Below are 22,879 nucleotides of genomic sequence, written 5' to 3' on the forward strand. Positions count from 1 at the left end.
AACGATACTACCTTTTCGGGTTATTGGGCCGCAATACACCCAAAAACTATTACCGCATTGCAATCTAACGGATTCGTGACCTAACGAAAACGATAGATTTCTTGACCTGAAGCAAAGCCTATCATATTCGTTACCTATCATATTCGTTAGGTAATGGCTGTGTCTCAACACTTCCTCCTCAGCAAAGCGGCAAAGACCCTGAGCTTGGCTCAGGTCTTCCGCATGACCGACGCGGAAGCCGAGACGGCCTTCAAGGCCATCCGTTGGGCTTTTACCGCTGGCGCTCCTGTATGCCCTTCCTGCGGCTCCGTAGAGGCTTACGAAGCCCGCCGCCCGAACGGCTCCCTGCGCTTCCGCTGTAAGGGCTGCAAGAAGGACTTCACCATCACCAGCGGTACGCTGTTCGCCAGCCACAAGCTGCCCCTGCGCGGCTATCTGGCCGCCATTGCGGTGTTCTGCAACGAGGTGAAGGGCAAGTCCGCACTCGCGCTCAGCCGGGACCTGGGGCTGTCCTACAAGTCCGCATTCGTGCTCCTGCATAAGCTCCGTGAGGCGATGGCTGAGGAAATGAAGGACCGTGTCGTCGGCGGCGAAGGCAAGACTGCGGAAGTCGATGGCGGCTACTTCGGCGGCTACGTGAAGCCCGCCAACCTGAAAGAGGATCGCATTGACCGCCGCTTTGCCCGTAACCAGAACGGCAAGCGCAAGGTTGTCGTGATCGTGCGCGAGCGCGGCGGCAACTCAGTCCCGGCCGTGTTCGGCTCCGAGAGCCAAGCCGCTGCTTTCATCAAGGCCCGCATTGCCAAGGGGACAGTAGTCAACGCCGACGAAGCCGCCTCTTGGGATGGCCTGCATGAGCGTTTCGAGATGCGCCGGATCAATCATCAGGAGGCGTACAGCCTCGACGGCGCTTGCACCAATCAGGCTGAGGAGTATTTCAGCCGCCTGCGTCGCGCGGAGATCGGTATCCACCACCACATCGCTGGCGCGTACCTGCTCCGGTATGCGCAGGAGTCCTCATGGCGTGAGGACAATCGCCGGGTCTCAAACGGGGATCAGGTGAGCCGGATTGCCGGGCTGGCCTTGAAGCGCGGTAAGTCGGTTGACTTCACCGGCTACTGGCAGCGGCACATTGAGGGGTGATTATTCGCTATGCTCAGGCTTGCCGCCTTGCACAGGACCGTCCGGCTTTTCCTTCTTTTCCTTCTCCGCAGGCTCTCCGGACCTTCTTCCGTGTACGAACGTCCCAACGACAGTGCCAAGGACACCTGCACCCAAAAGCGTGCCACCAATAGCCTTGTCGCCACAGACAACCAAAATGGTCCCGGCGACCAATAGAGCGAGCAACGCGGCGAAGCCTAGAAGCATACCGAGCCGCCGATCCGAAAATTCGTGATCGAGCGCCTTGTCGCGTCGTGTCTCGCGACGCTCTTGCGCGATTTCCGCCATTCGAATTATTCGATCGGCGGAGCCACTACAGGTCTCTTCATAGGCTTGCAGATGGCGGGGATGGGGAAGCGGCCCTCGAAAGCGCTCCGACGTAATCATCTGAGTAACGCGCTCGACTACCTGAACGCGCTGACTTCCCCCAACTATGGGGCCGATGACTTGCTCAACCTTCTCCCGAACTGCTACGGCTTCGTCAGTCCGCGATAGCGCGGAGCCTGTCGGTTCGTTTTCGTTCTGGGTCGGCTTCTGGGGCGGGGATTTGGCCATGCTCAAAATCGCGGCAGGCCGAATTCAACAAATCACCGACCTCCCGCCATGAGTCATAAGCGGAGTTGACGGTTTCGTGCAAGTTGTATGTATAATTTAAGTTGCAAATATATCGCTGCGGCGCGAAGCCAACGGCGACGCCTTCCCAGAAGGCGCGCGACTGCAACACGTCCTGAATGGCGCTGAACGTCACGTAGTGATGTGTGCTCTTGCGGGTCATAGCGCTCAGAATCGCACCGTGGGCTCGACAATGCGAGGGAAGTATTGTCGCGGGGTTAACATAGTCGCCACGGCGCAGTTCCTCTCCGAACCTGCTACCTCGTGCCTTCTATTATGCAAAATATAGGCCTTTCGCAAGGCTGCACCAGTAGGTTAGCGCGATTTAATCTGGTTGCCGCCAGCGAGAATCGAGCCCTTCTATAGGCAAAATCACTATTGAGCGACAATCTGCCACCGCGCCGGACTGGCCTCGCCAACACGCTCCACGGCCTTTCCCTCATGATTCTTGAGGCTGTGCTGGATGCCCAGCGCGATTCCCTGCACGTCGTCGCCGGTCGCGTCCTGCACGCCATGGGCAGCTAGAACGGCCTTCGCTAGGTCCGTCGTGGTCATCGGCGCGGTGGCCGTCCTGAGCACGTCCAGCGCCCGCCTGTAGAGGGTGCCGCGCTTGAACCACGGGTTGGGCTTCCGCCGCTTCACCGCGATCCGCCCCAGGTTGTAGCTGGGGTCCAGCATCTTGATGACGGCCTCAACGTGCCGCATCCGCTCGCTCAGGGCGTCATGCTGTTGCCGGTTGGCGAGTATCTGGCCGCCCAGCTCCATATGGAGCCGTTCAAGCGTGTTGATGGCCGGTCGGGTGTGAGGGTCTTTCGTCGGTCTGCCGCGCATTGCTGCATCCTATCGAATATGATAGCTAACGAATATGAACCGTTTGACCGGAAGTCAAGGCAGGTCTATCATATTTGTTAGCTCACGTAATCGATAGGAGACGCCATGGTCCTACCCAAGGCGGAAAAGGAATGGGGGGAGCGCGCGAGCGCCTTCCTGAAAGCTGAGATGAAGAAAGCCGACGTGACCTATGCCGAGTTGGCTAGGCGGCTGAAGAAGCACGGCCTCAAGGATGAAACCGAGGCTGGGATCACCATGAAGCTCAAGCGCGGATCGTTTACAGCGATCTTCTTTCTTGCGTGCGTTGCAGCGCTGGAGCTTGAACAGGTGATTTTGGAGGAGATTTGAGGCATGGCGAGGCGTGTAATCCAATTTCGGCCACGCCCTCGATTGCCGTCGCCACAGTCCCCATATCTAAGTTATGCGGCCGTCGCGGCTATATCTGCCATCGCTGGGGCCGCCTTATGCTGGGCCGTCCTGTGCCAAATCTCTTGGCATCCGCTTTTGCTATTCAAGCATATCGCGGCGTTTCCAAATTGTGCGGCTGCACGCGCCGTTGGCTTGGCTCCATCCCGCCGAGGCGAACCGGGCTATTGGTCCAAGCACGATGCCGACGATGATGGCGTTGCATGTGAGAATTTTCGTCGATTTTAGCCTTGTGGCGTTTGCGCCATAATACCGCGCGGGCCGACATTGTCGGAGCGGATCAGCCGCAGGCGGTTGAGCCGTTCGGTGTCGGTGAGTTTTGGAGGGCTGGGCGAGCGGTCATGCATACGGGGCCCAGCTTCGCCCAACCTGAGATTGTGATCACCTGCGACATTGGCGCAGCCGCGCGCGACGCGCTAAAAGCGCTTGGCAAGAAGCCGCCAAAAACCGTCAAGAAACAGGAAGTCCGCCGATGATTTCGCTTGCCGATCTCCAACGCCGCATCGCCTCCGGCGAATTGTCCACCGATGTCGCCATCACGCAGACGCGGGACGCGATCGCGGCGCAGGACAAGACTATCGGCGCCTTCGTCCGCCTCGACGAGACGGCGCGTGGGCAACAGGCCGGGCCGCTGCGTGGAATTGCAGTCGGCATCAAGGACATCATCGATACCGCTGACCTCCCGACCGAGATGGGCGCCGCGATCTATCGCGGGCATCGGCCGCGCGCCGACGCTCCGGTCGTGATGGCGCTGAAGCAGGCCGGCGCCACCATCATCGGCAAGACCACGACGACGGCATTCGCGGCGAACGATCCGACCGCAACGCTCAATCCGCACAATCACGCGCACACGCCGGGCGGCTCGTCGTCGGGCTCGGCCGCCGCGGTCGCCGCCGGGATGATCCCGCTGGCGCTCGGCACGCAGACCGGCGGCTCGGTGATCCGGCCGGCCTCGTTCTGCGGCGTCGCCGCGATCAAGCCGAGCTACCGGCTGCTGCCGACCGTCGGCGTGAAATGCTTCTCCTGGACGCTCGATACCGTCGGGCTGTTCGGCGCCGGCGTGCGCGACGTCGCGCTGGGGCTCGCTGCGATGACGAAGCGGCCCGAGCTGGTGGTGCCGTCGAAGGTTTCCGCGCCGCGCATCGGCGTCGTCACGCAGGCCTTCGCCGGCGCGCCTGAACCTTCCGGCGCGGAGGCGTTGCAGAAGGCCGCGCGTGCGGCGGAGCAGGCCGGTGCGACCGTGCGCGAACTCGCGATGCCCGAGGTCGTCGCGGAGGCGTGGCGGATCCATCCGGTGGTGCAGGAGTTCGAGGCGCATCAGTCGTTCGCCTGGGAATACGGCCAGAACTACGATGCGATGCCGCCGCTGCTGCGCGGCCGGCTCGACGAGAGCAAGGGTGGTACGCCGGCGGAATACGACGCGGCGATGGACGTCACGCTGCGCGCACGGCAGGCGCTGGCTGCTGTTCTCACCGAGGTCGACGTGCTCGTGACGCTGTCGGCACCGGGCGCGGCACCCGAGGGTTTGGCGTCGACCGGCGATCCCCGTTACAACCGGCTCTGGACCTTGTTGGGCGTGCCCTGCGTCAACGTGCCGACGCTGACCGCCGAGGGCGGATTGCCGGTCGGCGTGACCGTGATCGCGGGTTTTGGCTATGATGCCAAAGCGCTGGCGGCCGCGAGCTTTGTCGAGGACGCGCTGAAGCGGTAGGCTTGGTCATTCCGGGGCGATGCGCCGCATCGAACCCGGAATCTCGCCCCACAACTTCTGGATTCCCCGGTGCGCAATTGCGCACCTGAGGTTCATCGTTGCGCGATGCCCCGGAATGACATACGTCACTTCCGCTCGCCGATCTTGCCCTCGGTACCGGCCTGCAGGCGCTGGATGTTCTCGCGGTGCATGTAGAACAGCAGCAGCGTCAGCACGGCGAACAGCGAGGCGAGCGCGTTATGGCCGAACCACCACAGGAACAGCGGCGTCACGAACGCGGCGATCAGCGCCGACAGCGACGAGTAGCGCGTGGTGTAGGCGGTGCCGAGCCAGATCACGGCGAAGATCAGCGCCGCCGGCCAGAACAGGCCGAGCAGCACGCCGAGATAGGTCGCGACACCCTTGCCGCCGCGAAACTTGAGCCAGACCGGGAAGAGGTGGCCGAGGAAAGCCCCCAGCGCCGCCAGCATCGCCGCGTTCGGGCCGTCGATGGTGCCGGCGATGATGACGGCGACGGTGCCCTTCAACATGTCGCCGAGCAGCGTCGCCGCGGCGAGGCCCTTGCGGCCGGTGCGCAGCACATTGGTGGCGCCGATATTGCCCGAGCCGACCGTGCGCAGATCCTGCGTGCCGGCCATCCTGGTCAGCACCATGCCGAACGGGATCGAGCCCAGCAGGTAGCCGATCAGGAAGGCGAGCGGCAGCAGCCCATCAGCAGACATCGCAGTGGTTCCCTGGAGCGGTCCGGCCCGAACGGGGCAGTGCCGTCAATGAAATATTAACCATAAATCCGCACCATGGCCTTGGTAATGAGGGAGCTTATCATGGCTTCTGTTCGCAGGCGGCTGGAGCAGTTTTTCTTTGTCGTTTACGTCGCGGCCATCGTCGTTGGCACAACGATGGAAGCGATGTCGCAACTCGCGTCGCGCTAAGTTCCACCCCAGTTTCAGACGTGCTCGTAAACGGTCCGTCCGCCGACGATCGTCCGCGTCACGCGGCCCGAGAAGCGGGCGTCGTCGAACGGCGTGTTCTTGCACAGTGATTTGAGATCGTCGCGGTCGAGGACCCAGGGCGTGTCGGCGTCGATCACGATGACGTCGGCCGGCGCGCCCGCGCGCAGCGTGCCGCCGGGCAGGCCGAGCAGCTCCGCCGGCCGTGTCGACATCGCCCGGATCAGCGTCTTGAAGTCCATCTCGCCATTGTGGATCAGCCGCAGCGCCGCCGGCAGCATGGTCTGCAGGCCGACTGCGCCGCTCGCCGCTTCCGCGAACGGCAGCCGCTTGACCTCGACGTCCTGCGGATTGTGGTCGCTCATCACGACGTCGATCAGCCCGGAGGCCAGCGCCGCGACCAGCGCCTTGCGGTCCTCCTCGGTGCGCAGCGGCGGGGCCAGCTTGAGGAAGGTGCGGTAGGGGCCGATGTCGTTCTCGTTCAGCGTCACGTGATTGATCGAGACCGAGGCCGAGACATTGTGGCCGGCGTCGCGGGCGCGCTTGAGGATCTCCAGCGACTCGATCGAGGTCAGCGAGGCTGCGTGATAGCGCCCGCCGGTCAAGCCTGCGAGCCGCATGTCGCGTTCGAGCATGATCGACTCGGCCGCGGTGGGAATGCCGGCGAGGCCGAGCCTTGTGGCGAATTCGCCCTCGTTCATCACGCCTTCGCCCACCAGATTCGGATCCTCGGTGTGATGCACGATCAGCGCGTCGAAATCGCGGGCATAGGTCAGCGCACGCCGCATCACCTGGGCGTTGGTGACGCTGCGGTCGCCGTCGGTGAAGGCGACGGCGCCGGCGGCCTTGAGCAGGCCGATCTCGGTCATCTCCTGGCCCTGCATGCTCTTGGTCAGCGCCGCCATCGGATGGATGTTGACGATCGCGGTGTCGCGGGCCCGGCGCAGCACGAAGTCGACGGTCGCCGAATTGTCGATCACCGGCGAGGTGTCGGGCTGGCAGATGATGGTGGTGATGCCGCCGGCCGCGGCGGCCTGGCTGGCGGAGGCGAAAGTCTCGCGGTGGCTGGCGCCGGGCTCGCCGACAAAGGCGCGCATGTCGATCAGGCCGGGGGCCACGATCTTGCCGGCGCAATTGACGATGTCGGTGCCTTCGGGGACGCCGGCGGCGCCGATGCCGCGCTTGGCGTCACGGATCACGCCGTCGGCAATCAGGACATCGCCCGGACCGTCGAAATCGCGCGACGGATCGATGACGCGGGCGTTGGCGAGCAGGATGGGGCGGCGGTCGGTCAGCATCGGTCTCACGCGTTCGGCAGGTTGCGGGCGAGCGCTTCCAGCACCGCCATGCGCACTGCCACACCCATTTCAACTTGTTCACGGATCAGCGACTGCGCGCCGTCGGCGACGAAGGTGTCGATCTCGACACCGCGGTTCATCGGGCCGGGATGCATCACCAGCGCATCCGGCTTGGCATAGCCGAGCTTCTTCTGGTCGAGGCCGAAATAGTGGAAATACTCGCCCGACGACGGCACGAAGGAGCCGTTCATGCGCTCACGCTGCAGCCGCAGCATCATCACGATGTCGGCGCCGTTCAGCCCCTCGCGCATGTCGCGCGCGACCTCGACGCCCATCCGCTCGATGCCGGGCGGCAGCAGCGTGGAGGGGGCCACCACGCGGACGCGCGCGCCCATGGTGTTGAGCAGGAAGATGTTGGAGCGCGCCACGCGCGAATGCAGCACGTCGCCGCAGATCGCGATCGTCAGCCCCTCGAGCCGGCCCTTGTTGCGGCGGATCGTCAGGGCGTCGAGCAGCGCCTGGGTCGGGTGCTCGTGGCTGCCGTCGCCGGCGTTGATCACGGAACCGTCAACCTTGCGCGCCAGAAGCTCGACCGCGCCGGAGGCGTGGTGGCGTACCACGAGAATGTCCGGGTGCATCGCGTTCAGTGTCACCGCGGTGTCCATCAAGGTCTCGCCCTTGCGGGTCGACATCGATGACACCGACATGTTCATGACGTCGGCGCCCAGGCGTTTTCCGGCGATCTCGAACGAGGACTGGGTCCGGGTCGAGGCCTCGAAGAACAGATTGACCTGGGTACGGCCGCGCAGGCTGGCGCGCTTCTTGTCGACCTGGCGGTTGAGCTCGACATACTCCTCGGAGAGGTCGAGCAGGCCCGTGATGTCGTCAGCGGAAAGGCCCTCGATGCCCAGCAGATGCCGGTGACCGAGGACAAAAGTCGATTTCAATGATGGGGTCATTAAAGCGAGAGCTATAGGCGCGGATGGCCGGTGGGGCAAGCGCGAAGAGGGCTCGCGGGAGTTTTCCCCGAGTAAGATGTCGCCGCCTTCCCGGCGGTGCTGCCGGGGCTCGCCGCGGGACATCCGCGCCTTGCTTTTGCGGGGGTTTCCGGAACAAGACGTGGATGGCGGGGCACAGGCGGAGCGGCAGCGACGCCGTCCTCCTGACGGGCTATACCCGGCCGTGACGCCGGAGCGAGACCTCGTGAAAATTGTCGTGATCGCATGGATGGCCATCGCATTGATCCCGGGGGCGATCTCGCCTGCCTTCGCTCAGAACTTGCCCGGCGACTTCGCGTTCCTTCGCGACATCGATCCGACCATCATCCAGGACATCCGCTACGCCGGCGCGAACAATTTCATGGGGCGGCCGATCGCGGGCTATGGCGCGGCGGAATGCGTGGTGAAGCGGGAGGTCGGGCTCAGGCTCAAGGCCGTGCAACAGGAACTGGCCCGGCAAAGACTGTCGCTGAAGATGTTCGATTGCTACCGGCCGGCCCGCGCTGTCGCCGACATGGTGGCATGGTCGAAGAACGGCACCGAGACCGCCGCCGAGCGGCGCTACAACCCGGCCTTTTCGAAGGCGGACCTGTTCCGCCTCGGCTACATCGCCACCCATTCGGGCCATTCGACAGGGGCCGCGGTCGATCTCACGCTGGTCGATCTTGGCGCCGACAATTCGCGCAAGTTCGATCCGGCCAGGGACTATGCCGACTGCACCGCGCCAGCCGCCACGCGCGCTCCGGAGGGCAGCGTCGACATGGGCACCGGTTACGATTGTTCCGACCTGAAGGCCCACACCGCGACGGGCTCGATCACGCCTGCGCAGAGGCGCTGGCGCGCCATGCTGGTCGCGGCGATGGCCCGGCAAGGGTTCGCGAACTATGCCAAGGAATGGTGGCACTTTTCGCTGCCGCGGGCAGGCGGGCCGGCCTACGACTTCCCGATCGTCCGGGCGCGGTAGCGCGTTTTCGAGAAGTAAGCATCTAAAGCATGGAAGCATCCAGCGGACGTGTACTTTTCGCTGCCCCGCGTCGGCTCGCAGGCTTATGATCCTCCGATTCCATCGCGCCGCGGCTGGCCCGTGATCCCGGCCGGAAGAGGCCGGTTGTCCCGGCCGCATGCGTGCAGACCAGTTGCCGAGGAGACCATGACGCAGGCTCCGTTTGCCACCCACGACGTCTTCAACCAGTCGCCGCCGTTCGAAAATGTCGACCTGTTCACGGTGGATGCGCCGCTCGCCGCGGCGGTTGCCGCCAATGGCGGGGCGGCGGCAACGGCTGAGCTGTCGGATTTCGGCAAGCATTGGGGCTCGGACGCGATGGCGGAGCGCGGACGCATCGCCAACGAGCACACACCGAAGCTGCGCTTGTTCGATGCCAGGGGCAATCGCCGCGACGAGGTCGAGGTTCATCCGGCCTATCACGAGCTGATGGCGCACTCCGCGCATGCCGGCGTGCACAATTCGACCTGGAGCGCCGACGGCAAGCCGGCCGGCGGAGCGGCCGAGGTGGTGCGTGCGGCAAAGTTCTACATCGCTTCCCAGGTCGAGACCGGCCATCTCTGCCCGATCACGATGACGCGCGCCTCGGTCGCGGCGCTGGCCTCGCAGCCGGACATTCTGGCGAAGACGATGCCGGTGATCGGAACGCGCGCCTACGATCCCACCTTTGCGCCGTGGTGGACCAAGCGCGGCATGACCCTCGGCATGGGCATGACGGAAAAGCAGGGCGGCACGGATGTGCGCGCCAACATGACGCGCGCCGAGCGCGACGGCGGGGCCTGGCGCATCACCGGGCACAAATGGTTCATGTCGGCGCCGATGTGCGACGCCTTCCTGGTGCTGGCGCAGACCATGAATGGGCTGAGCTGCTTCTTCATGCCGCGCTTTGCGCCCGACGGCACGGTCAACGCGATCCACTTCCAGCGCCTGAAGGACAAGCTCGGCAACCGCTCCAATGCCTCGTCGGAGGTCGAATTCCACGGCGCTTATGCCGAGCTGATCGGCGAGGAGGGCAAGGGCATCCGCACCATCATCCAGATGGTGCAGCTGACGCGGCAGGACTGCGCGATCGCATCCGCCGGGCTGATGCGCTCGGGGCTGGCGCATGCGCTCCATCACGCGCGGCACCGCAGCGTGTTCCAGAAGCATCTCGCCGACCAGCCGCTGATGCAGGCGGTGCTGTCGGACATGGCGCTGCATGTCGAGGCGTCGATCGCGCTGGTGATGCGGCTCTGCCGTGCCTTCGATCGCGCGCCGGCCGATGCGGGCGAGGCCGCCTATATGCGGCTGCTGACGCCGGCGATCAAATACTGGACCTGCAAGAGCGCGCCCGGCTTCCTCTATGAGGCGATGGAGTGCCTCGGCGGCAATGGCTATGTCGAGGAAGGCATTTTGGCGCGCCATTACCGGGAGTCGCCGGTCAACGCGATTTGGGAGGGGTCCGGCAACGTGATGTGCCTCGACGTGCTGCGCGCGCTCGGCCGCGAGGCTGACGCCGCACTCGCGGTGCTGCGCGCGCTCGCCGAGGAGACCAGGGGCCTGCCCGGCGCCGCCGAGGCTGTTGCCTCGATCGGGCAGTCGTTCCGGCGGCCGGACAGCGAGCGCGTCGCGCGGCTTGCGGTCGAGCAGCTGGCGCTCCTGGCAGCAACCGCGGCGCTCAACCAGGTCTCGCCGAAAAACGCCGAACTGTTCGCGGTGACACGGCTTGCCGAACGCCACGCCGGCATGTACGGCGCGGTGGACTTATCCGATGCCAATCAGCGCGCGCTGCTGGCGCGGGCGCTGCCATGACCACATTGACCACCGTCATGCCCGGCCTTGTGCCGGGCATCCACGTCTTTGCTTCGACAGGGCAAGGAAAGACGTGGATGGCCGGGACAAGCCCGGCCATGACGAATTGATAGAGCCGAGGTTCGCTGATGGATTCTCTCACGCCGCAAGACGCGACTGCCGCGATCGAACCGCCGCCGCTCCCCCCGCGGGTCTGGAAATTCTGGGGCACCGCGCTGTGGGGCCTGTTGATCTTCGCCGCGATGTTCGTCGGCCAGGTCACGGTCATCGTCTGGCGCATCGTCGCGCAGGGCGGGGAGGTGTCGACGGCCGGCATCACCCATGTGGTCGCCGACGGCCTGACGATCTCGCTCTCGGTCCTCGCCGGCCTGCCGATGGTGTTGCTGGTGCTGTGGTTCGCGATCCGCCGGACCCGGATCCCGTTCGCCGATTACCTCGGGCTGCGCGGGACGTCGTGGAAGAACGTGATCATCGGCGTCGTCGCGCTCGTCGTGCTGGTCGGAGCCTGGGACATGGTGTCCCGCGCCGCCGGCCGCGAGGTGTCGCCGGGCTTCATGGGCGACGTGCTGAAATCGGCGCAGGAGCACAGCGCGCTGTGGCTCCTGGTGATCGCCTTCGCCGTGGCCGCGCCGCTCTGGGAGGAACTGTTCGCGCGCGGCTGGCTCTACCGCGGCTGGTCGGAATCCGCGCTCGGACCCTATGGCGCGATCCTGCTGTCGTCGATCGTCTGGACGGTGATGCACCTGCAGTACGACTGGTTCTTCCTCTGCCAGGTGCTGACGATCGGCCTCCTGTTCGGCTATTTGCGCTTCCGCACCGGATCGACCTGGCTGACCATCCTGCTGCACGGGCTGAACAATTTCGCGGCGACGATCCAGACCTGGTGGCTGGCGGGCTGAGAGTTCCCTATGCTAGGTTGAAGCTAGGCCCACCTTCGCTGCAACGTTGTTGCAGAAGAATCCCATATGTCGAACTTCGAGAATGCCAACGCGCCGGTACCGGCACCGCCGCAGCGGACCTGGGATTTCGTGGAGACGGCATTCGTCATCCTAATCGCTTACGGCGTTTTTACGCTGGTTGGAGGTTGGGCCATGACGATCATCATCGCGGCGCAAGACGGCGTAGCCAGAATGTCGCCGGCTCAATTGCGGGATTCGCCGCCCAGGGGCGATGGTACGGCGCTGGCCTTACCATCGCGAGCCCCTTGACGATCGGCGTGCTCTGGATCGCGATCCGGAAGGCTCGCCGCGGGTTCGAGGAATATCTCGCGCTCAACTGGCCGAGCCCGGCCGAAGCCATGCGCGCATTTGCAATCTTTGCCGGCATTCTGCTCGTTGAATCGGTCATCAATTCGAGTGTTGGTGGCGAGGGGGCCGCGGTGGATGACCCGGTCTTCGTGGTCAAGGGCGCGAGCGGCTAGATGATCCTGCTCATCGGTACCTGCATTGCCGGACCATCATGGAAGAGTTCCTCATTCGTGGCTTCTTGTATCGCGGCTGGTCGGAGTCGTTTCTGGGTCCGATCGGAGCGATCGTTTTGACCGCCGCCGTCTGGGCTATGACCCACACACAGTATGACGTTTATGGGAAGTTGGAGATATTCGGGATGGGATTGGCGCTGGGCTATTGCCGTTGGCGCAGCAACTCAACCTGGCCGACGGTCATGATCCATTCCGCCCTCAACACATTCATCTTTTTCGTGACAGGCCCGTATGTCCTAGGGCCCAACGGCTGCGATCACGATTGGCATGTCCGGGATCCTCTGCGGCGTGATCATCATCCGGAACCAGCGCCGGTGCGTCGCCAGCCATCGGAAGGTTGGAGGATGCCAGCGGCCCCCTCGAGTGCTATGATCTAGATCAATGAATGAGCGCGGGCCGGACTGAAACCAGGCAGCGGCGGCTGCCGTCGTGCGAGCTCTTCTCATGGCTATCTTGATCCGAGCACTCCTGGCCGGCGTCGTCGCGCTGGCGTCTCTCGGCGCCATCACGCAGCAGGTGCGCGACCAGGGCGTTACCGACACCGAAATCCGGATCGGCAATGTCATGCCGTATAGCGGCGCGCTGGAGATTTTCGGCCAGATCGGCAAGGCGGAAGCCGCCTATTTCGAGATGATCAACGAACGCGGCGGCATCAATGGCCGCAAGATCCGCTTCATGTCCTATGACGATCTGTCGGATCCCTCCAACGCCATGGATCTCACGCGAATTCTGGTCGAGACCGACAATGTGCTCTTGATGTTCGGTTCGTTCGGCACGCCGGGGAATCTGGCGGTGCGGAAGTATCTCAACGAACGCAAGATCCCCCAGCTTTTCGTTGCTTCCGGCGATCACGAGCTCAGCGAGCCGTCGCTCTATCCGTGGACCATGGGCTGGCAGCCTTCGTATCGCGAGGAAGGGCGCATCTACGCCAACTACATCCAGGCGTTCTATCCCGGCAAGAAAATCGTGGCGCTTTGGGAGAATGACCAGTTCGGGCGCGAATTGTTCAAGGGACTGGTGCAAGGGCTGGGCGACGTCGCCCACAACCTCAGGGTCGACATCGCCTATGATGTCGACGATCAGCACCTGGACGGCCACGTCTCGATCCTGAAGCAATCTGGCGCCGAGGTCTTCGTGTTTGCCGGAGTACCGGAAAATGCCGCCAAGGTGATCCGCGCGGCGGCCGACCACGGCTGGCGGCCGGTGTTCGTCGTGAACCAGATGGCGTCATCGATCGAGACGGTGCTCAAGCGGGCCGGCACGGAGAATGCGACCGGCGTCATCACCGCCGCGTTCCTGAAGGATGCGAGCGATCCGGCCTGGAGAGCGGAGCAGGGTGCCTGGTACAGCTTCCTGGACAAGTACACCAAAGCCGGCGGCAAGGATGACGCGGCTGCAGTCTACGGCTATGCCGCTGCCGAAACGATGGTCGAGGTGCTCAGGCAATGCGGCAACGACCTGTCGCGCGAGAACGTCATGAAGCAGGCTGCGGCGCTCAGGGATTATCAGGCGTCCGCCTTGCTCCCCGGCATCAAGATCAACACCGCTCAGTTCCGACCGGTCGAGCAATTGCGGTTGCTTCAGTTCGATGGCCGTAGCTGGCAGCCGATCGGGGATGTGCTCGATACGGCGTTCGCCGGTTCGACCGGGAAATAGCGGCGATCAACATAAGCCTACGAGCCGCGCGCAATTGTTGCGGGCCTTCGCTCTTGCTGAAGCGCAAGGGCGAGTTGTGGTGCTACGTCGCTGGGACCGGCGGGCCGGTCTATTGCGGGAGGGCGCGCGCCGCTCGGCGCCGACGGGGCCTCGAAAGAGACGCAACTTCGAAAGTAATGACTTGTTGCGCGGATGGCACAGGAGGCCGCGGCCAAATCAGGTACATTGATACTGTATTGAAAGACTTTTCATCACCCGGAGCATTGCGTTGGCGTCAGACGCAGTCAGTCTGGCTGATACAACAAGCGTAGCGGACGCGGCGGCTGCTACAGCGCCGTTTCGCGTAAAGATCGTGACGCGCGACGAAATCGCCGGTTGTCCCGCTTGGGAGGCCAGTTTCGTCGACCTGCGCAAGGATCACCGCTACTACGAAATCCTGGAGGATACGCTCCGTGAGCGTGTCGAGTACCGGTACTTCGCGATCATCGACTGGGCAGGCTGTCTCCATGCCGTCCAGCCGTTTTTTCTTCTCGACCAGGACGTTCTCGAAGGACTTGGAGCGCAATGGCAGCCGCTGCTGGCGCGCATCCGAGGCTTCGTTCCCGGGTTTCTCAAAATGCGAACCCTGATGGTCGGATGCTTCGCTGGTGAAGGGCATCTTGCCGGATCAAGCACGGTGCCGTCCGGCAAGATCGCCGAGATTCTTTGCGGCGAAATCGTCACGCTCGCCCGATCGTGCGGGGCGCAACTCATCGTCCTGAAGGAATTTCCTGCGCGCTACCGGCCGGTGCTGGATTGCTTTGTCCGGCGCGGCTTCGCCCGTGCGCCGAGCATGCCGATGACGGCGCTCAATATCGAGCACGACGACTTCGATGCCTACATGCAAAATGCGCTGCCGCGATCGGCACGCTGGCAGCTCCGCAAGAAATTCAAGGCAACCGACGGTGAAACCATAGCTCTTACCGTCACCGACGACGCAAGGGATGCCGTCGACGAGATCTATCCGCTCTACCTGCAGGTCTTCGATCGCTCGAAATTCCGTTTCGAGAAACTGACAGCCGACTATCTCCGCCGGCTCGGCAGCGACATGAAGGACAAGGTCCGCTTCTTCATCTGGCGCCGTGGCGGGAAGGTGATCGCCTTCAGCCTTTGCATGGTCGAAGGCGACAGTCTGTTCTGGGAGTATGTCGGGCTCGACTATGCTGTCGCACTCGACCTTCATCTTTATTACTACACCATTCGCGACATGATGAATTGGGCGATCGCCAACGGTTACAGGTGGCTTCGAAGCACGGGTCTCAGCTACGAACCGAAATTCCGGATGCGGCATGACCTCGATCCGCTCGACCTCTATGTGCGGCTTCGCTCTCCGCTTCCGAACGCGATCTTCAGGCTCCTGTTGCCCTGGATCGTACCGGCCCGCTATGACAAGACCTTGCGCAAATTCGCGAACTATCGCGAAGTCTGGTAGCGACCGATTGCGCGGCGATATTCAAGGCCGATCGGGTACGCCTTCTAAAGCCCCACCGCGGCAATCACGATCGGCATCGTGATCGCGGCCAGAATTGTCTGCAGCGTGATGATCTGGGCGAGCAGCGGCGCGTCGCCGCCCATCTGGCGCGCCAGCACATAGGCTGACGGCGAGGTCGGCACCGCGGCGCAGGCCGCGACGATGGCGAGATTGGAGCCGGTGACGCCGAACCACATCGCGAGCGCGACGGTCAGCACCGGCATCAGCACGAGTTTGAGCACCAATGCCGCGCTGGCGGCGAGGCTGGGCCGGAAGATGCCTTCCAGATGCAGCCCGGCCCCGGTGACGAGCAGGCCGATCGCCAGCGACGAGCCGCCGAGCGCGTCGGCGACGTCATACCAGATCTGTGGCAGCGGGATGTGCGCGACATTGATGACGAGCCCGATGACGCAGGCCCAGATCAGCGGGTTCTGCACGACAGTCATCACGATGGCGCCGGTCGAACGCTTCTCGGACGAGGCATATTTCGCCAGCACGGCGACGCTGAACACATTGACGAGCGGGATGATCGCGACCATCGCGACCGAAGCCAGGGCAAGGCCTGTGCTGCCATAGAGATTGCGCGACACCGAAAGCGCGACATAGGTCTGCCAACGGGTCGCGCCCTGGAAGATCGAGGTGAAGGCAGGGCCGTCGACGCCAGCGCGCGCCAGCGGGCCGCGCAGCGCGAGGCAGAATAGCGACATCACCAGCGCCGCGAGCAGCAGCGCGCCGCCGACGCCCGCGACCGGCACCGTGGTAAGGTCGGCCTTCACCAGGGTCTGCACCAGGAGCACCGGGAACAGCACGTAATAGGTCAGCCGCTCCAGCCCTTGCCATTGCGTATCGAGCGGCATCAGCGTGCGCTTGAGGACGAAGCCGAGCACGATCAAGAGGAACACCGGCAGCAGCGCCGCGATCACCACGGCCATGGTCAGCGCTCCCCGCGCAGCTTCGCGAGCCGGTCCAGCGCACCCTGCAGGATGAAGATCGCGGCGTGCTCGTCGATCACCTCGGCGCGCCGGGCGCGGCTGACGTCCATCCCGATCAGCTCGCGCTCGACCGCCGCAGTCGAGAGCCGCTCGTCCCACAGTCCGATCGCAAGCGCGGTGAGGCCGGCGAGGTTGCGGGCGAAGGCCCGGGTCGATTGCGCGCGCGGCCCCTCGCTGCCGTCCATGTTGATCGGCAGGCCGAGCACGAAGCCGACGGCATTGCGTTCGGCGGCGATCGCGAGCAGCCGCGCCGCATCGACCTTGAACTGCTTGCGCTGAATGGTCTCGACGCCGGTCGCCAGCCGCCGGTCCGGATCGGAGGCGGCAACCCCGATGGTCTTGGTGCCGAGGTCGAGGCCGACAAGCGCGCCGCGCTCGGGCCAGTGCGGCGCGGCTTCGATCAGGGGAAGGATGGGGGCGGGCATGGCGCTAGCGCTTAGCACGCAGCCGCGCGCCGAGGCAAAGCCCGGCACTGCCGTGGCGTCCATGCGAAAAAGCCGGTCAGGCGGCGATCACCCGCTCGTCGCCACCGAGGCACGCGGCCAACCCCTGCAACGCGCTGTACTGATGCGCGGTGCGGCGCTGGATGAACAGCGTCTCGACATGCGCATGCTGCGGATTGAGCTTGTGGATGTTGATGTCGCGCTGGACATGGTCGCGCTCGACGACGGCGCGCGGCAGCAGGGTGACGCCCATGTCGGCGGCGACGCAGCCGATCATGCCGTCGAGCGTGCCGAACTCGAACCGGACGGCCGACGGCCAGCCGAACTCGGTAAACACCTGTTCGAGACGCTGCCGGTAAGTGCAGCCGGTGCGGAACACCAGCGCGGTCGGGCCCGACTCCGGCGTGCCGGCGCGCAAGGCGGCCAGCGATTTCCAGCGCTGCGCGGTGACGAGCACCAGTTCCTCGGTGAAGGCTGATGTTGCTGACAGTTCGGCATGCTCGATCGGACCGGCAACAAAGGCGCCGTCGAGCGAGCCGTCGAGCACGGCGGCAACGAGGTCGGCGGTCGGCGCGGTGCGCAAGGTCAGGCGCACCGCCGGATAGCGGCGATGAAACTCGGCGAGCAGCGTTGGCAGCCGCACCGCGGCGGTGGTTTCCATCGAGCCGATCGACAGCGGACCCTTCGGCTCGCCATCGTCGCGCGCGGCGAGCACGGCTTCGCGCGACAGCGCCGCCATGCGCTGCGCATAGGGCAACAGGCGGCGGCCGGCGCCGGTCAGCGACATGCCGCGGCTGTGACGTTCAAAGAGCGCGGTGCCGATCTCGGCCTCCAGCGCCTTGATGCGCTGGGTGACGTTGGACTGCACGGTGTTGAGCTCGTCAGCGGCCTTGGTGATGCCGCCGAGGCGGGCGACCGTGGAAAAGGTGAGCAGGTCGGTCAATTCCATCTGGGACCACCGTTTCAAATCAGAGATGGGAGCGTTCTCTAGTATTCATTTTCACAGAATGTTAGCCCGACCTAGTCTGGTTGTCCACAAACCCCGGAGGAACGCCATGTCGATCGACACGCCGCTGACTGCGCTTTTGGGAATCCGACAACCGATCTTGCTCGCACCGATGGATGTGGTCGCGGGCGCGAGGCTCGTGACTGCGGTCAGCGCCGCCGGCGGCCTTGGCATTCTCGGCGGGGGCTATGGCGACCGGCCTTGGCTCGAGCAGGAGACGGCGAAGCTCCGGAAATCGACGACCCCGTTCGGCATCGGCTTCATCACCTGGAGCATGGCGAAGCAGCCGGAGGTGTTGGACGTCGCGCTTGCAGCACAACCGCGCGCGATCATGCTGTCGTTCGGTGATCCGAAGCCGTTCGGACCGCGGATCAAGCAAGCCGGTGCGCGCCTCATTTGCCAGGTGCAGGACGAAGAGATGGCGCAGGACGCACTGGATGCCGGCGCCGACGTCCTCGTCGCGCAGGGGACCGAGGCCGGCGGTCATGGCGCGTCGCGAACCACTCTTGATGTCGTGCCGGCGATCGTTGATCTCGCCGCGGGGCGTGTCCCGGTGGTTGCCGCCGGCGGCATCGCGGACGGCCGCGGTCTTGCCGCCATGCTGATGCTCGGCGCCTCCGGTGTGCTGCTCGGCACACGATTCTACGCGAGCCAGGAAGCCGAGATTGCTGACGAAGCGAAGCGGCGGGTCTGTGCCGCCAAGAGCGGTGAGACGGTGCGTGGCATCGTCTTCGATCTGTCACGCAACAATGTCTGGCCGGCTCCGTTCAACGGGCGCTGTCTCGTCAACGATCATGTCCAGCGCTGGACGGGACGTGAGGTCGAATTGCTCCAGAATGTGAAGAAGGTTGTCGCCGACTATGCGGAGGCCAAGGCGCGCGGCGATTTCGACGTCGCCGCCGTCATCGCGGGCGAAGCGGTTGGGCTGATCCACGACGTTCCGCCGGCGGCCGAGATTGTCGACAGGATCACGTTGGAGGCCGAACAGATTCTGCGTGGACGTCGCAACTCCGTGCTCAACCCTGCGCAGGCGCCGGCTCCTGCCTGAAAAGGCGTGAATCGGAACGCGCATCGCATAAGAGACTTGAATCCGTAGCGATCGGTGATAGTTCCGCTCGCTGGCTTTCGTATCGAACCGACCCTCTCCCTTTTTGCGGAGAGGGTTCAAAACCAACAACAACCAGTTCAAGAGCAAGAAGAATGTGGCCTGATCGACGTCTAACTGATCTCTTCAAAACCGAATTCCCGATCGTACTGGCGCCGATGGCGGGCGTGATGGATGCGGAGCTTGTCATCGCAGCCGCAGAGGGTGGCGCACTCGGCTCATTGCCATGCGCGATGCTATCGGCCGAGAAGACACGCGAGCAGGTCAATATCATCCGTCAGCGCATTTCGGCGCCCGTCAACATGAACTTCTTCTGCCACACGCCGGTCGAGACCGATCGCGCGCATGAAGCGACATGGCGGCAGCTGCTCGCGCCTTACTATCACGAGCTCGGCCTCGATCCGGATGCGCCGATCAACGCGGCGAACCGCGCGCCGTTCGACGCGGCGTTTTGCGCCGTGGTCGAGGAGCTGAAGCCCGAGGTGGTCAGCTTCCATTTCGGCCTGCCGGAGCCGAAGCTGTTGCAGCGGGTGAAGGCGGCCGGTGCGATCGTGATGTCGTCGGCGACCACGGTGAAGGAGGCGATCTGGCTGGAAGAGAACGGCGCCGATGTCGTCATCGCGCAGGGCGCCGACGCCGGCGGCCATCGCGCCATGTTCCTGACCGAGAATATTTCCGAGCAGCCCGGGACGTTCTCGCTGTTGCCGCAGGTGGTCGATGCGGTGAAGGTGCCGGTGGTCGCGGCCGGCGGTATCGCTGACGGGCGCGGGATCGCGGCGGCATTCGCGCTCGGCGCCGCGGCCGTTCAGATCGGCTCGGCCTATCTGCGCTGCCCGGAATCCAAGGTAACCCCGCAGGGCCGTGTCGCGCTGGCGCAAGCGAGCGACGAATCGACCGTCATCACCAATGTGATGACCGGACGCCCGGCGCGCGGCGTCGCCAACCGCGTGATGCGCGAGGTCGGGCCGATCTCGCCGGACGCGCCGGCGTTTCCACACGCCGCGACCGCGCTCGGACCACTGAAGGCGGCTGCCGAGAAACAGGGCAAGGTCGATTTCACCAATCTATGGGCCGGGCAGGCAGTGCGGATGGGCAAGGAGATGCCGGCCGCCGAATTGACCCGCGCGCTCGCCGGCGCCGCGCTGGCGCGGATGGCGGCTCTGTCTCAGGCCTGACGCGCGGCCTCGTTCAGACCAGGCAGGCCACGTAGAGGATCGCGACCCCCAGCGCCGTGCCGATCGACCAGAGGGCGGGGTCCCAGCCCTCCGGGGGGAGGCTGCCGTTGAGCATTGACATGACGCGCTCCGAACTTTTCTGTTTGGTGGAGTAGGCGCCGTGAATGTTTCGGGACGACTTCGCGGTGGCCGCGAACTGGTTTCGTCGTGCGTTTCGCAGCCGGAATGCGTGGCAGGGTGTCTTGCCCGGTCGCCGGATGGGCGCAAAGCCCCGTTGGGCGGGCAAATTCGCGCGGTTGCGGCGCAAAACCGGCCTCTGCTATACGGCAGGCTGACCTTTCAGCCCCGAGGCCCTATATAATGTCCGTAGACGCCACGACCGTCCGCCGCATCGCGCATCTGGCGCGGATCGCGGTCAGCGACGCCGAAGTTCCCCATCTCCAGGGCGAGCTGAACGCGATGCTGGCCTTTGTGGAGCAGCTGTCGGAAGTGAATATCGACGGCGTCGAGCCGATGACCTCGGTGACGCCGATGGAGATGAAGAAGCGCGCCGACGTGGTCAATGACGGCGAGATCGCCGACGTCATTGTCCGCAACGCGCCCGACACCGTGAACGACTTCTTTCTGGTGCCGAAGGTGGTCGAGTAACGCAAGCATCGCGTTTTCGAGCGAAGTGGATACCGGTTCGCGTGAAGAAAACGCGTCAAACAAAAGCGACAAAGCTCAATGTGTCTGCTGTGCGACGATGAGAAGGCCTACAAGGCCTATATGGACTTCCTCGATGCCATGGAGCGCAAGGGGAAGGTCGCCGATCCCAACGCGGCGATGGACGCCGTGCTCGACCATCTCGAGGCGCTTGACGCCGCCCGCGCCAAGGAAAATGCCAAAGCCCGGCATGACGACCCCGCCAACGACAAGACCCTGTCTCCGTTCTTCTGCAGCCCGATCAATAAATGACTGATTTGACATCGCTGACGATCGCCGAGGCCCGTGAGGGCCTGGCGAGCAAGTCTTTCACCGCCCGCGAACTGACCGATGCGCATCTCGCCGCGATCGAAGCCGCGCGCGTGCTCAACGCCTATGTGCTCGAGACGCCCGACCGCGCCCGCGAGATGGCCAAGGCCGCCGACGCGAAAATTGCAAAAGGCGAGGGCGGACCGCTCGCCGGCATCCCGCTCGGCATCAAGGACCTGTTCGCGACCCGCGACATCAGGACCACTGCGTGCTCGAATATCCTCGGCAATTTCATTCCGCCCTACGAGTCGACGGTGACCTCGCAGTTGTGGCGCGACGGTGCAGTGCTGCTCGGCAAACTCAACAATGACGAATTCGCGATGGGCTCGTCGAACGAGACCTCGTGCTTCGGCCCGGTCACCAACCCGTGGCGGCGCGAGGGCTCCAACACCACGCTGGTGCCGGGCGGCTCGTCCGGCGGCTCGGCTTCGGCGGTGGCGGCTGCTCTCTGCATGGGCGCGACCGCGACCGACACCGGCGGCTCGATCCGCCAGCCCGCCGCGTTCACCGCAACCGTCGGCATCAAGCCGACCTATGGCCGCTGCTCGCGCTGGGGCATCGTCGCGTTTGCATCCTCGCTCGACCAGGCCGGCCCGATCGCGCGCTCGACGCGCGATGCCGCGATCCTGATGCGCTCGATGGCGGGGCACGATCCCAAGGACACCACGTCGGTCGACATCGCCGTGCCGGACTACGAGGCCGCGATCGGCAAGTCCGTGAAGGGCATGAAGATCGGCATCCCCAGGGAGTATCGGCTCGACGGCATGCCGGCCGAGATCGAGAAGCTCTGGAGCGAGGGCGCGCAGTGGCTGAAGGCCGCGGGTGCCGAGCTCGTCGAGGTGTCGCTGCCGCACACCAAATACGCACTGCCTGCCTATTACATCGTGGCGCCGGCGGAGGCTTCGTCGAACCTCGCGCGTTACGACGGCGTGCGCTACGGGCTGCGCGAACCGGGCAGGAACATCATCGAGATGTACGAGAACACCCGCGCCGATGGTTTTGGCGACGAGGTGCGCCGCCGCGTGCTGATCGGCACCTATGTGCTGTCGGCCGGTTACTACGATGCCTATTATCTGCGTGCGCAAAAGGTCCGGACGCTGATCAAGAAGGACTTCGAGGACTGCTTCGCCAAGGGTGTCAACGCAATCCTGACGCCGGCGACGCCGTCGGCGGCGTTCGGCATCGGCGAGAAGGGCGGCGCCGATCCGGTCGAGATGTATCTCAACGACATCTTCACGGTGACCGTGAACATGGCGGGCCTGCCGGGCATCGCCGTGCCCGCCGGCAAGGACACGCAAGGTCTGCCGCTCGGCCTGCAGTTGATCGGCCGTCCGTTCGACGAAGAGACGCTGTTCTCGCTCGGCGAGGTGATCGAGCAGGCGGCCGGCCGGTTCACGGCCCCTAGATGGTGGTGAGCGATGGCGGATTTCCGCGCCAGTCTCGCTGACACCGCGCCCGATGCGGCGCTGTCGCCGCCGCTCGCCGCGTTGTGGTGGGCAAAGAAGGGCGATTGGGACCAGGCGCACCGCATCGTGCAGGATGAGGGCGACGCCAATTCGGCCTGGGTGCATGCCCATCTGCATCGCGTCGAAGGCGATCTCGGCAATGCCGGCTACTGGTATCGCCAGGCCGGCCAGCCGGCCGCAAAGGACACGCTCGAGGCCGAGTGGGAGCGGATCGTAGCCACGCTGCTGGCGCAGCGCGGCTAAAGGACGCC

The 22,879-nt window shown here is 64.6% G+C and carries 29 protein-coding genes; 18 read left to right on the forward strand and 11 right to left on the reverse strand.

Annotated features, from left to right (window positions below; genetic code table 11):
- The first annotated feature begins 153 nt into the window (after nt 1-153).
- Entirely contained in the window at nt 154-1,143 is a 990-nt protein-coding gene (locus tag ACVWZM_RS38475; RefSeq protein WP_456855911.1) for an IS1595 family transposase, read from the forward strand.
- On the opposite strand, the gene ACVWZM_RS38480 is transcribed toward ACVWZM_RS38475, so the two are convergent.
- The 3 genes from ACVWZM_RS38480 to ACVWZM_RS38490 form a co-directional block, all read right to left on the reverse strand.
- Nucleotides 1,144-1,716, reverse strand: a complete 573-nt coding sequence (locus ACVWZM_RS38480; protein WP_456855912.1) for a DUF2335 domain-containing protein — start codon at nt 1,714-1,716, stop codon at nt 1,144-1,146. It abuts the gene before it with no gap.
- Nucleotides 1,643-1,936, reverse strand: a complete 294-nt coding sequence (locus tag ACVWZM_RS38485; protein ID WP_456856882.1) for a hypothetical protein — start codon at nt 1,934-1,936, stop codon at nt 1,643-1,645. The genes ACVWZM_RS38480 and ACVWZM_RS38485 overlap by 74 nt, the downstream gene beginning before the upstream one ends.
- Nucleotides 1,937-2,148: 212 nt before the next feature.
- Nucleotides 2,149-2,604, reverse strand: a complete 456-nt coding sequence (locus ACVWZM_RS38490) for a hypothetical protein (protein ID WP_456855913.1) — start codon at nt 2,602-2,604, stop codon at nt 2,149-2,151.
- A gap of 105 nt (nt 2,605-2,709) precedes the next feature.
- Between ACVWZM_RS38490 and ACVWZM_RS38495 the strand changes: the two genes are divergently transcribed.
- Nucleotides 2,710-2,952, forward strand: coding sequence for a DUF6471 domain-containing protein (locus ACVWZM_RS38495; RefSeq protein WP_456855915.1), 243 nt, complete (start codon nt 2,710-2,712; stop codon nt 2,950-2,952).
- A 3-nt stretch (nt 2,953-2,955) separates the two neighbouring features.
- Complete coding sequence (locus ACVWZM_RS38500) at nt 2,956-3,258, forward strand: excalibur calcium-binding domain-containing protein (protein WP_253608366.1); 303 nt, start codon at nt 2,956-2,958, stop codon at nt 3,256-3,258.
- On the opposite strand, the gene ACVWZM_RS38505 is transcribed toward ACVWZM_RS38500, so the two are convergent.
- Nucleotides 3,255-3,377 (reverse strand): hypothetical protein, encoded by a 123-nt coding sequence (locus ACVWZM_RS38505; protein ID WP_456855916.1) that lies wholly within the window; start codon nt 3,375-3,377, stop codon nt 3,255-3,257. The genes ACVWZM_RS38500 and ACVWZM_RS38505 overlap by 4 nt on opposite strands.
- A gap of 125 nt (nt 3,378-3,502) precedes the next feature.
- Between ACVWZM_RS38505 and ACVWZM_RS38510 the strand changes: the two genes are divergently transcribed.
- Nucleotides 3,503-4,741: an amidase gene (locus tag ACVWZM_RS38510; protein WP_076834467.1), complete on the forward strand. Its 1,239-nt coding sequence runs from the start codon at nt 3,503-3,505 to the stop codon at nt 4,739-4,741.
- Between the two features lie 125 nt (nt 4,742-4,866).
- On the opposite strand, the gene plsY is transcribed toward ACVWZM_RS38510, so the two are convergent.
- From plsY to ACVWZM_RS38525, 3 genes are all read right to left on the reverse strand, one after another.
- Complete coding sequence (gene plsY, locus ACVWZM_RS38515) at nt 4,867-5,463, reverse strand: glycerol-3-phosphate 1-O-acyltransferase PlsY (protein ID WP_076834465.1); 597 nt, start codon at nt 5,461-5,463, stop codon at nt 4,867-4,869.
- Nucleotides 5,464-5,687: 224 nt separating this feature from the next.
- Nucleotides 5,688-6,989 (reverse strand): dihydroorotase, encoded by a 1,302-nt coding sequence (locus ACVWZM_RS38520; protein WP_316395008.1) that lies wholly within the window; start codon nt 6,987-6,989, stop codon nt 5,688-5,690.
- A 5-nt stretch (nt 6,990-6,994) separates the two neighbouring features.
- Nucleotides 6,995-7,948 carry an aspartate carbamoyltransferase catalytic subunit gene (locus tag ACVWZM_RS38525; protein WP_026192854.1) on the reverse strand — a complete coding sequence of 318 codons (954 nt, stop codon included), beginning with the start codon at nt 7,946-7,948 and terminating at the stop codon, nt 6,995-6,997.
- 268 nt (nt 7,949-8,216) lie between these two features.
- Here ACVWZM_RS38525 and ACVWZM_RS38530 point away from each other — a divergent pair, with 268 nt between their 5' ends.
- The 7 genes from ACVWZM_RS38530 to ACVWZM_RS38560 all read left to right on the forward strand — a co-directional run bounded on the left by ACVWZM_RS38530 (nt 8,217) and on the right by ACVWZM_RS38560 (nt 13,917).
- Nucleotides 8,217-8,951 carry a M15 family metallopeptidase gene (locus tag ACVWZM_RS38530; RefSeq protein WP_076834461.1) on the forward strand — a complete coding sequence of 245 codons (735 nt, stop codon included), beginning with the start codon at nt 8,217-8,219 and terminating at the stop codon, nt 8,949-8,951.
- Between the two features lie 186 nt (nt 8,952-9,137).
- The gene (locus ACVWZM_RS38535) at nt 9,138-10,781 is read left to right on the forward strand and encodes an acyl-CoA dehydrogenase family protein (RefSeq protein WP_456855917.1); all 1,644 of its coding nucleotides are present in this window, start codon (nt 9,138-9,140) and stop codon (nt 10,779-10,781) included.
- Nucleotides 10,782-10,909: 128 nt separating this feature from the next.
- Complete coding sequence (locus ACVWZM_RS38540; RefSeq protein WP_076834453.1) at nt 10,910-11,680, forward strand: CPBP family intramembrane glutamic endopeptidase; 771 nt, start codon at nt 10,910-10,912, stop codon at nt 11,678-11,680.
- A gap of 66 nt (nt 11,681-11,746) precedes the next feature.
- Entirely contained in the window at nt 11,747-11,989 is a 243-nt protein-coding gene (locus ACVWZM_RS38545; protein ID WP_076834451.1) for a hypothetical protein, read from the forward strand.
- Nucleotides 11,986-12,201 carry a hypothetical protein gene (locus tag ACVWZM_RS38550; protein WP_076834450.1) on the forward strand — a complete coding sequence of 72 codons (216 nt, stop codon included), beginning with the start codon at nt 11,986-11,988 and terminating at the stop codon, nt 12,199-12,201. Before ACVWZM_RS38545 ends, ACVWZM_RS38550 begins: the two co-directional genes overlap by 4 nt.
- Before the next feature lie 38 nt (nt 12,202-12,239).
- Nucleotides 12,240-12,638 carry a CPBP family intramembrane glutamic endopeptidase gene (locus ACVWZM_RS38555; RefSeq protein WP_076834449.1) on the forward strand — a complete coding sequence of 133 codons (399 nt, stop codon included), beginning with the start codon at nt 12,240-12,242 and terminating at the stop codon, nt 12,636-12,638.
- Nucleotides 12,639-12,705: 67 nt separating this feature from the next.
- Nucleotides 12,706-13,917, forward strand: a complete 1,212-nt coding sequence (locus tag ACVWZM_RS38560; RefSeq protein WP_456855920.1) for an ABC transporter substrate-binding protein — start codon at nt 12,706-12,708, stop codon at nt 13,915-13,917.
- 274 nt (nt 13,918-14,191) lie between these two features.
- Here ACVWZM_RS38560 and ACVWZM_RS38565 read toward each other — a convergent pair whose 3' ends face one another.
- Nucleotides 14,192-14,575 carry a hypothetical protein gene (locus ACVWZM_RS38565; RefSeq protein WP_456855922.1) on the reverse strand — a complete coding sequence of 128 codons (384 nt, stop codon included), beginning with the start codon at nt 14,573-14,575 and terminating at the stop codon, nt 14,192-14,194.
- A gap of 18 nt (nt 14,576-14,593) precedes the next feature.
- On the opposite strand from ACVWZM_RS38565, the gene ACVWZM_RS38570 reads away from it, so the two are divergent.
- Nucleotides 14,594-15,388, forward strand: coding sequence for a GNAT family N-acetyltransferase (locus ACVWZM_RS38570; RefSeq protein WP_456785105.1), 795 nt, complete (start codon nt 14,594-14,596; stop codon nt 15,386-15,388).
- Nucleotides 15,389-15,432: 44 nt separating this feature from the next.
- On the opposite strand, the gene ACVWZM_RS38575 is transcribed toward ACVWZM_RS38570, so the two are convergent.
- From ACVWZM_RS38575 to ACVWZM_RS38585, 3 genes are all read right to left on the reverse strand, one after another.
- Complete coding sequence (locus ACVWZM_RS38575; protein ID WP_076834445.1) at nt 15,433-16,359, reverse strand: AEC family transporter; 927 nt, start codon at nt 16,357-16,359, stop codon at nt 15,433-15,435.
- 2 nt (nt 16,360-16,361) lie between these two features.
- On the reverse strand, nt 16,362-16,844 hold the full coding sequence (ruvX, locus tag ACVWZM_RS38580; RefSeq protein ID WP_028341005.1) for a Holliday junction resolvase RuvX: 483 nt from the start codon (nt 16,842-16,844) through the stop codon (nt 16,362-16,364).
- Between the two features lie 76 nt (nt 16,845-16,920).
- Nucleotides 16,921-17,811, reverse strand: coding sequence for a LysR substrate-binding domain-containing protein (locus ACVWZM_RS38585; RefSeq protein ID WP_456855924.1), 891 nt, complete (start codon nt 17,809-17,811; stop codon nt 16,921-16,923).
- 58 nt (nt 17,812-17,869) lie between these two features.
- On the opposite strand from ACVWZM_RS38585, the gene ACVWZM_RS38590 reads away from it, so the two are divergent.
- The 6 genes from ACVWZM_RS38590 (at nt 17,870) to ACVWZM_RS38615 (ending at nt 22,871) form a co-directional block, all read left to right on the forward strand.
- Nucleotides 17,870-18,916, forward strand: a complete 1,047-nt coding sequence (locus ACVWZM_RS38590; RefSeq protein WP_076834442.1) for an NAD(P)H-dependent flavin oxidoreductase — start codon at nt 17,870-17,872, stop codon at nt 18,914-18,916.
- A 152-nt stretch (nt 18,917-19,068) separates the two neighbouring features.
- Entirely contained in the window at nt 19,069-20,148 is a 1,080-nt protein-coding gene (locus tag ACVWZM_RS38595; protein ID WP_076834440.1) for an NAD(P)H-dependent flavin oxidoreductase, read from the forward strand.
- Between the two features lie 360 nt (nt 20,149-20,508).
- Complete coding sequence (gene gatC / locus ACVWZM_RS38600; protein WP_057020773.1) at nt 20,509-20,796, forward strand: Asp-tRNA(Asn)/Glu-tRNA(Gln) amidotransferase subunit GatC; 288 nt, start codon at nt 20,509-20,511, stop codon at nt 20,794-20,796.
- Between the two features lie 78 nt (nt 20,797-20,874).
- On the forward strand, nt 20,875-21,105 hold the full coding sequence (locus tag ACVWZM_RS38605; protein ID WP_057020772.1) for a hypothetical protein: 231 nt from the start codon (nt 20,875-20,877) through the stop codon (nt 21,103-21,105).
- Nucleotides 21,102-22,577, forward strand: coding sequence for an Asp-tRNA(Asn)/Glu-tRNA(Gln) amidotransferase subunit GatA (gene gatA, locus ACVWZM_RS38610; protein ID WP_253623789.1), 1,476 nt, complete (start codon nt 21,102-21,104; stop codon nt 22,575-22,577). The genes ACVWZM_RS38605 and gatA overlap by 4 nt, the downstream gene beginning before the upstream one ends.
- Before the next feature lie 3 nt (nt 22,578-22,580).
- Entirely contained in the window at nt 22,581-22,871 is a 291-nt protein-coding gene (locus tag ACVWZM_RS38615; protein WP_141341878.1) for a hypothetical protein, read from the forward strand.
- Nucleotides 22,872-22,879 lie beyond the last annotated feature (8 nt).

The organism is Bradyrhizobium sp. USDA 4501 (genome assembly GCF_054062115.1).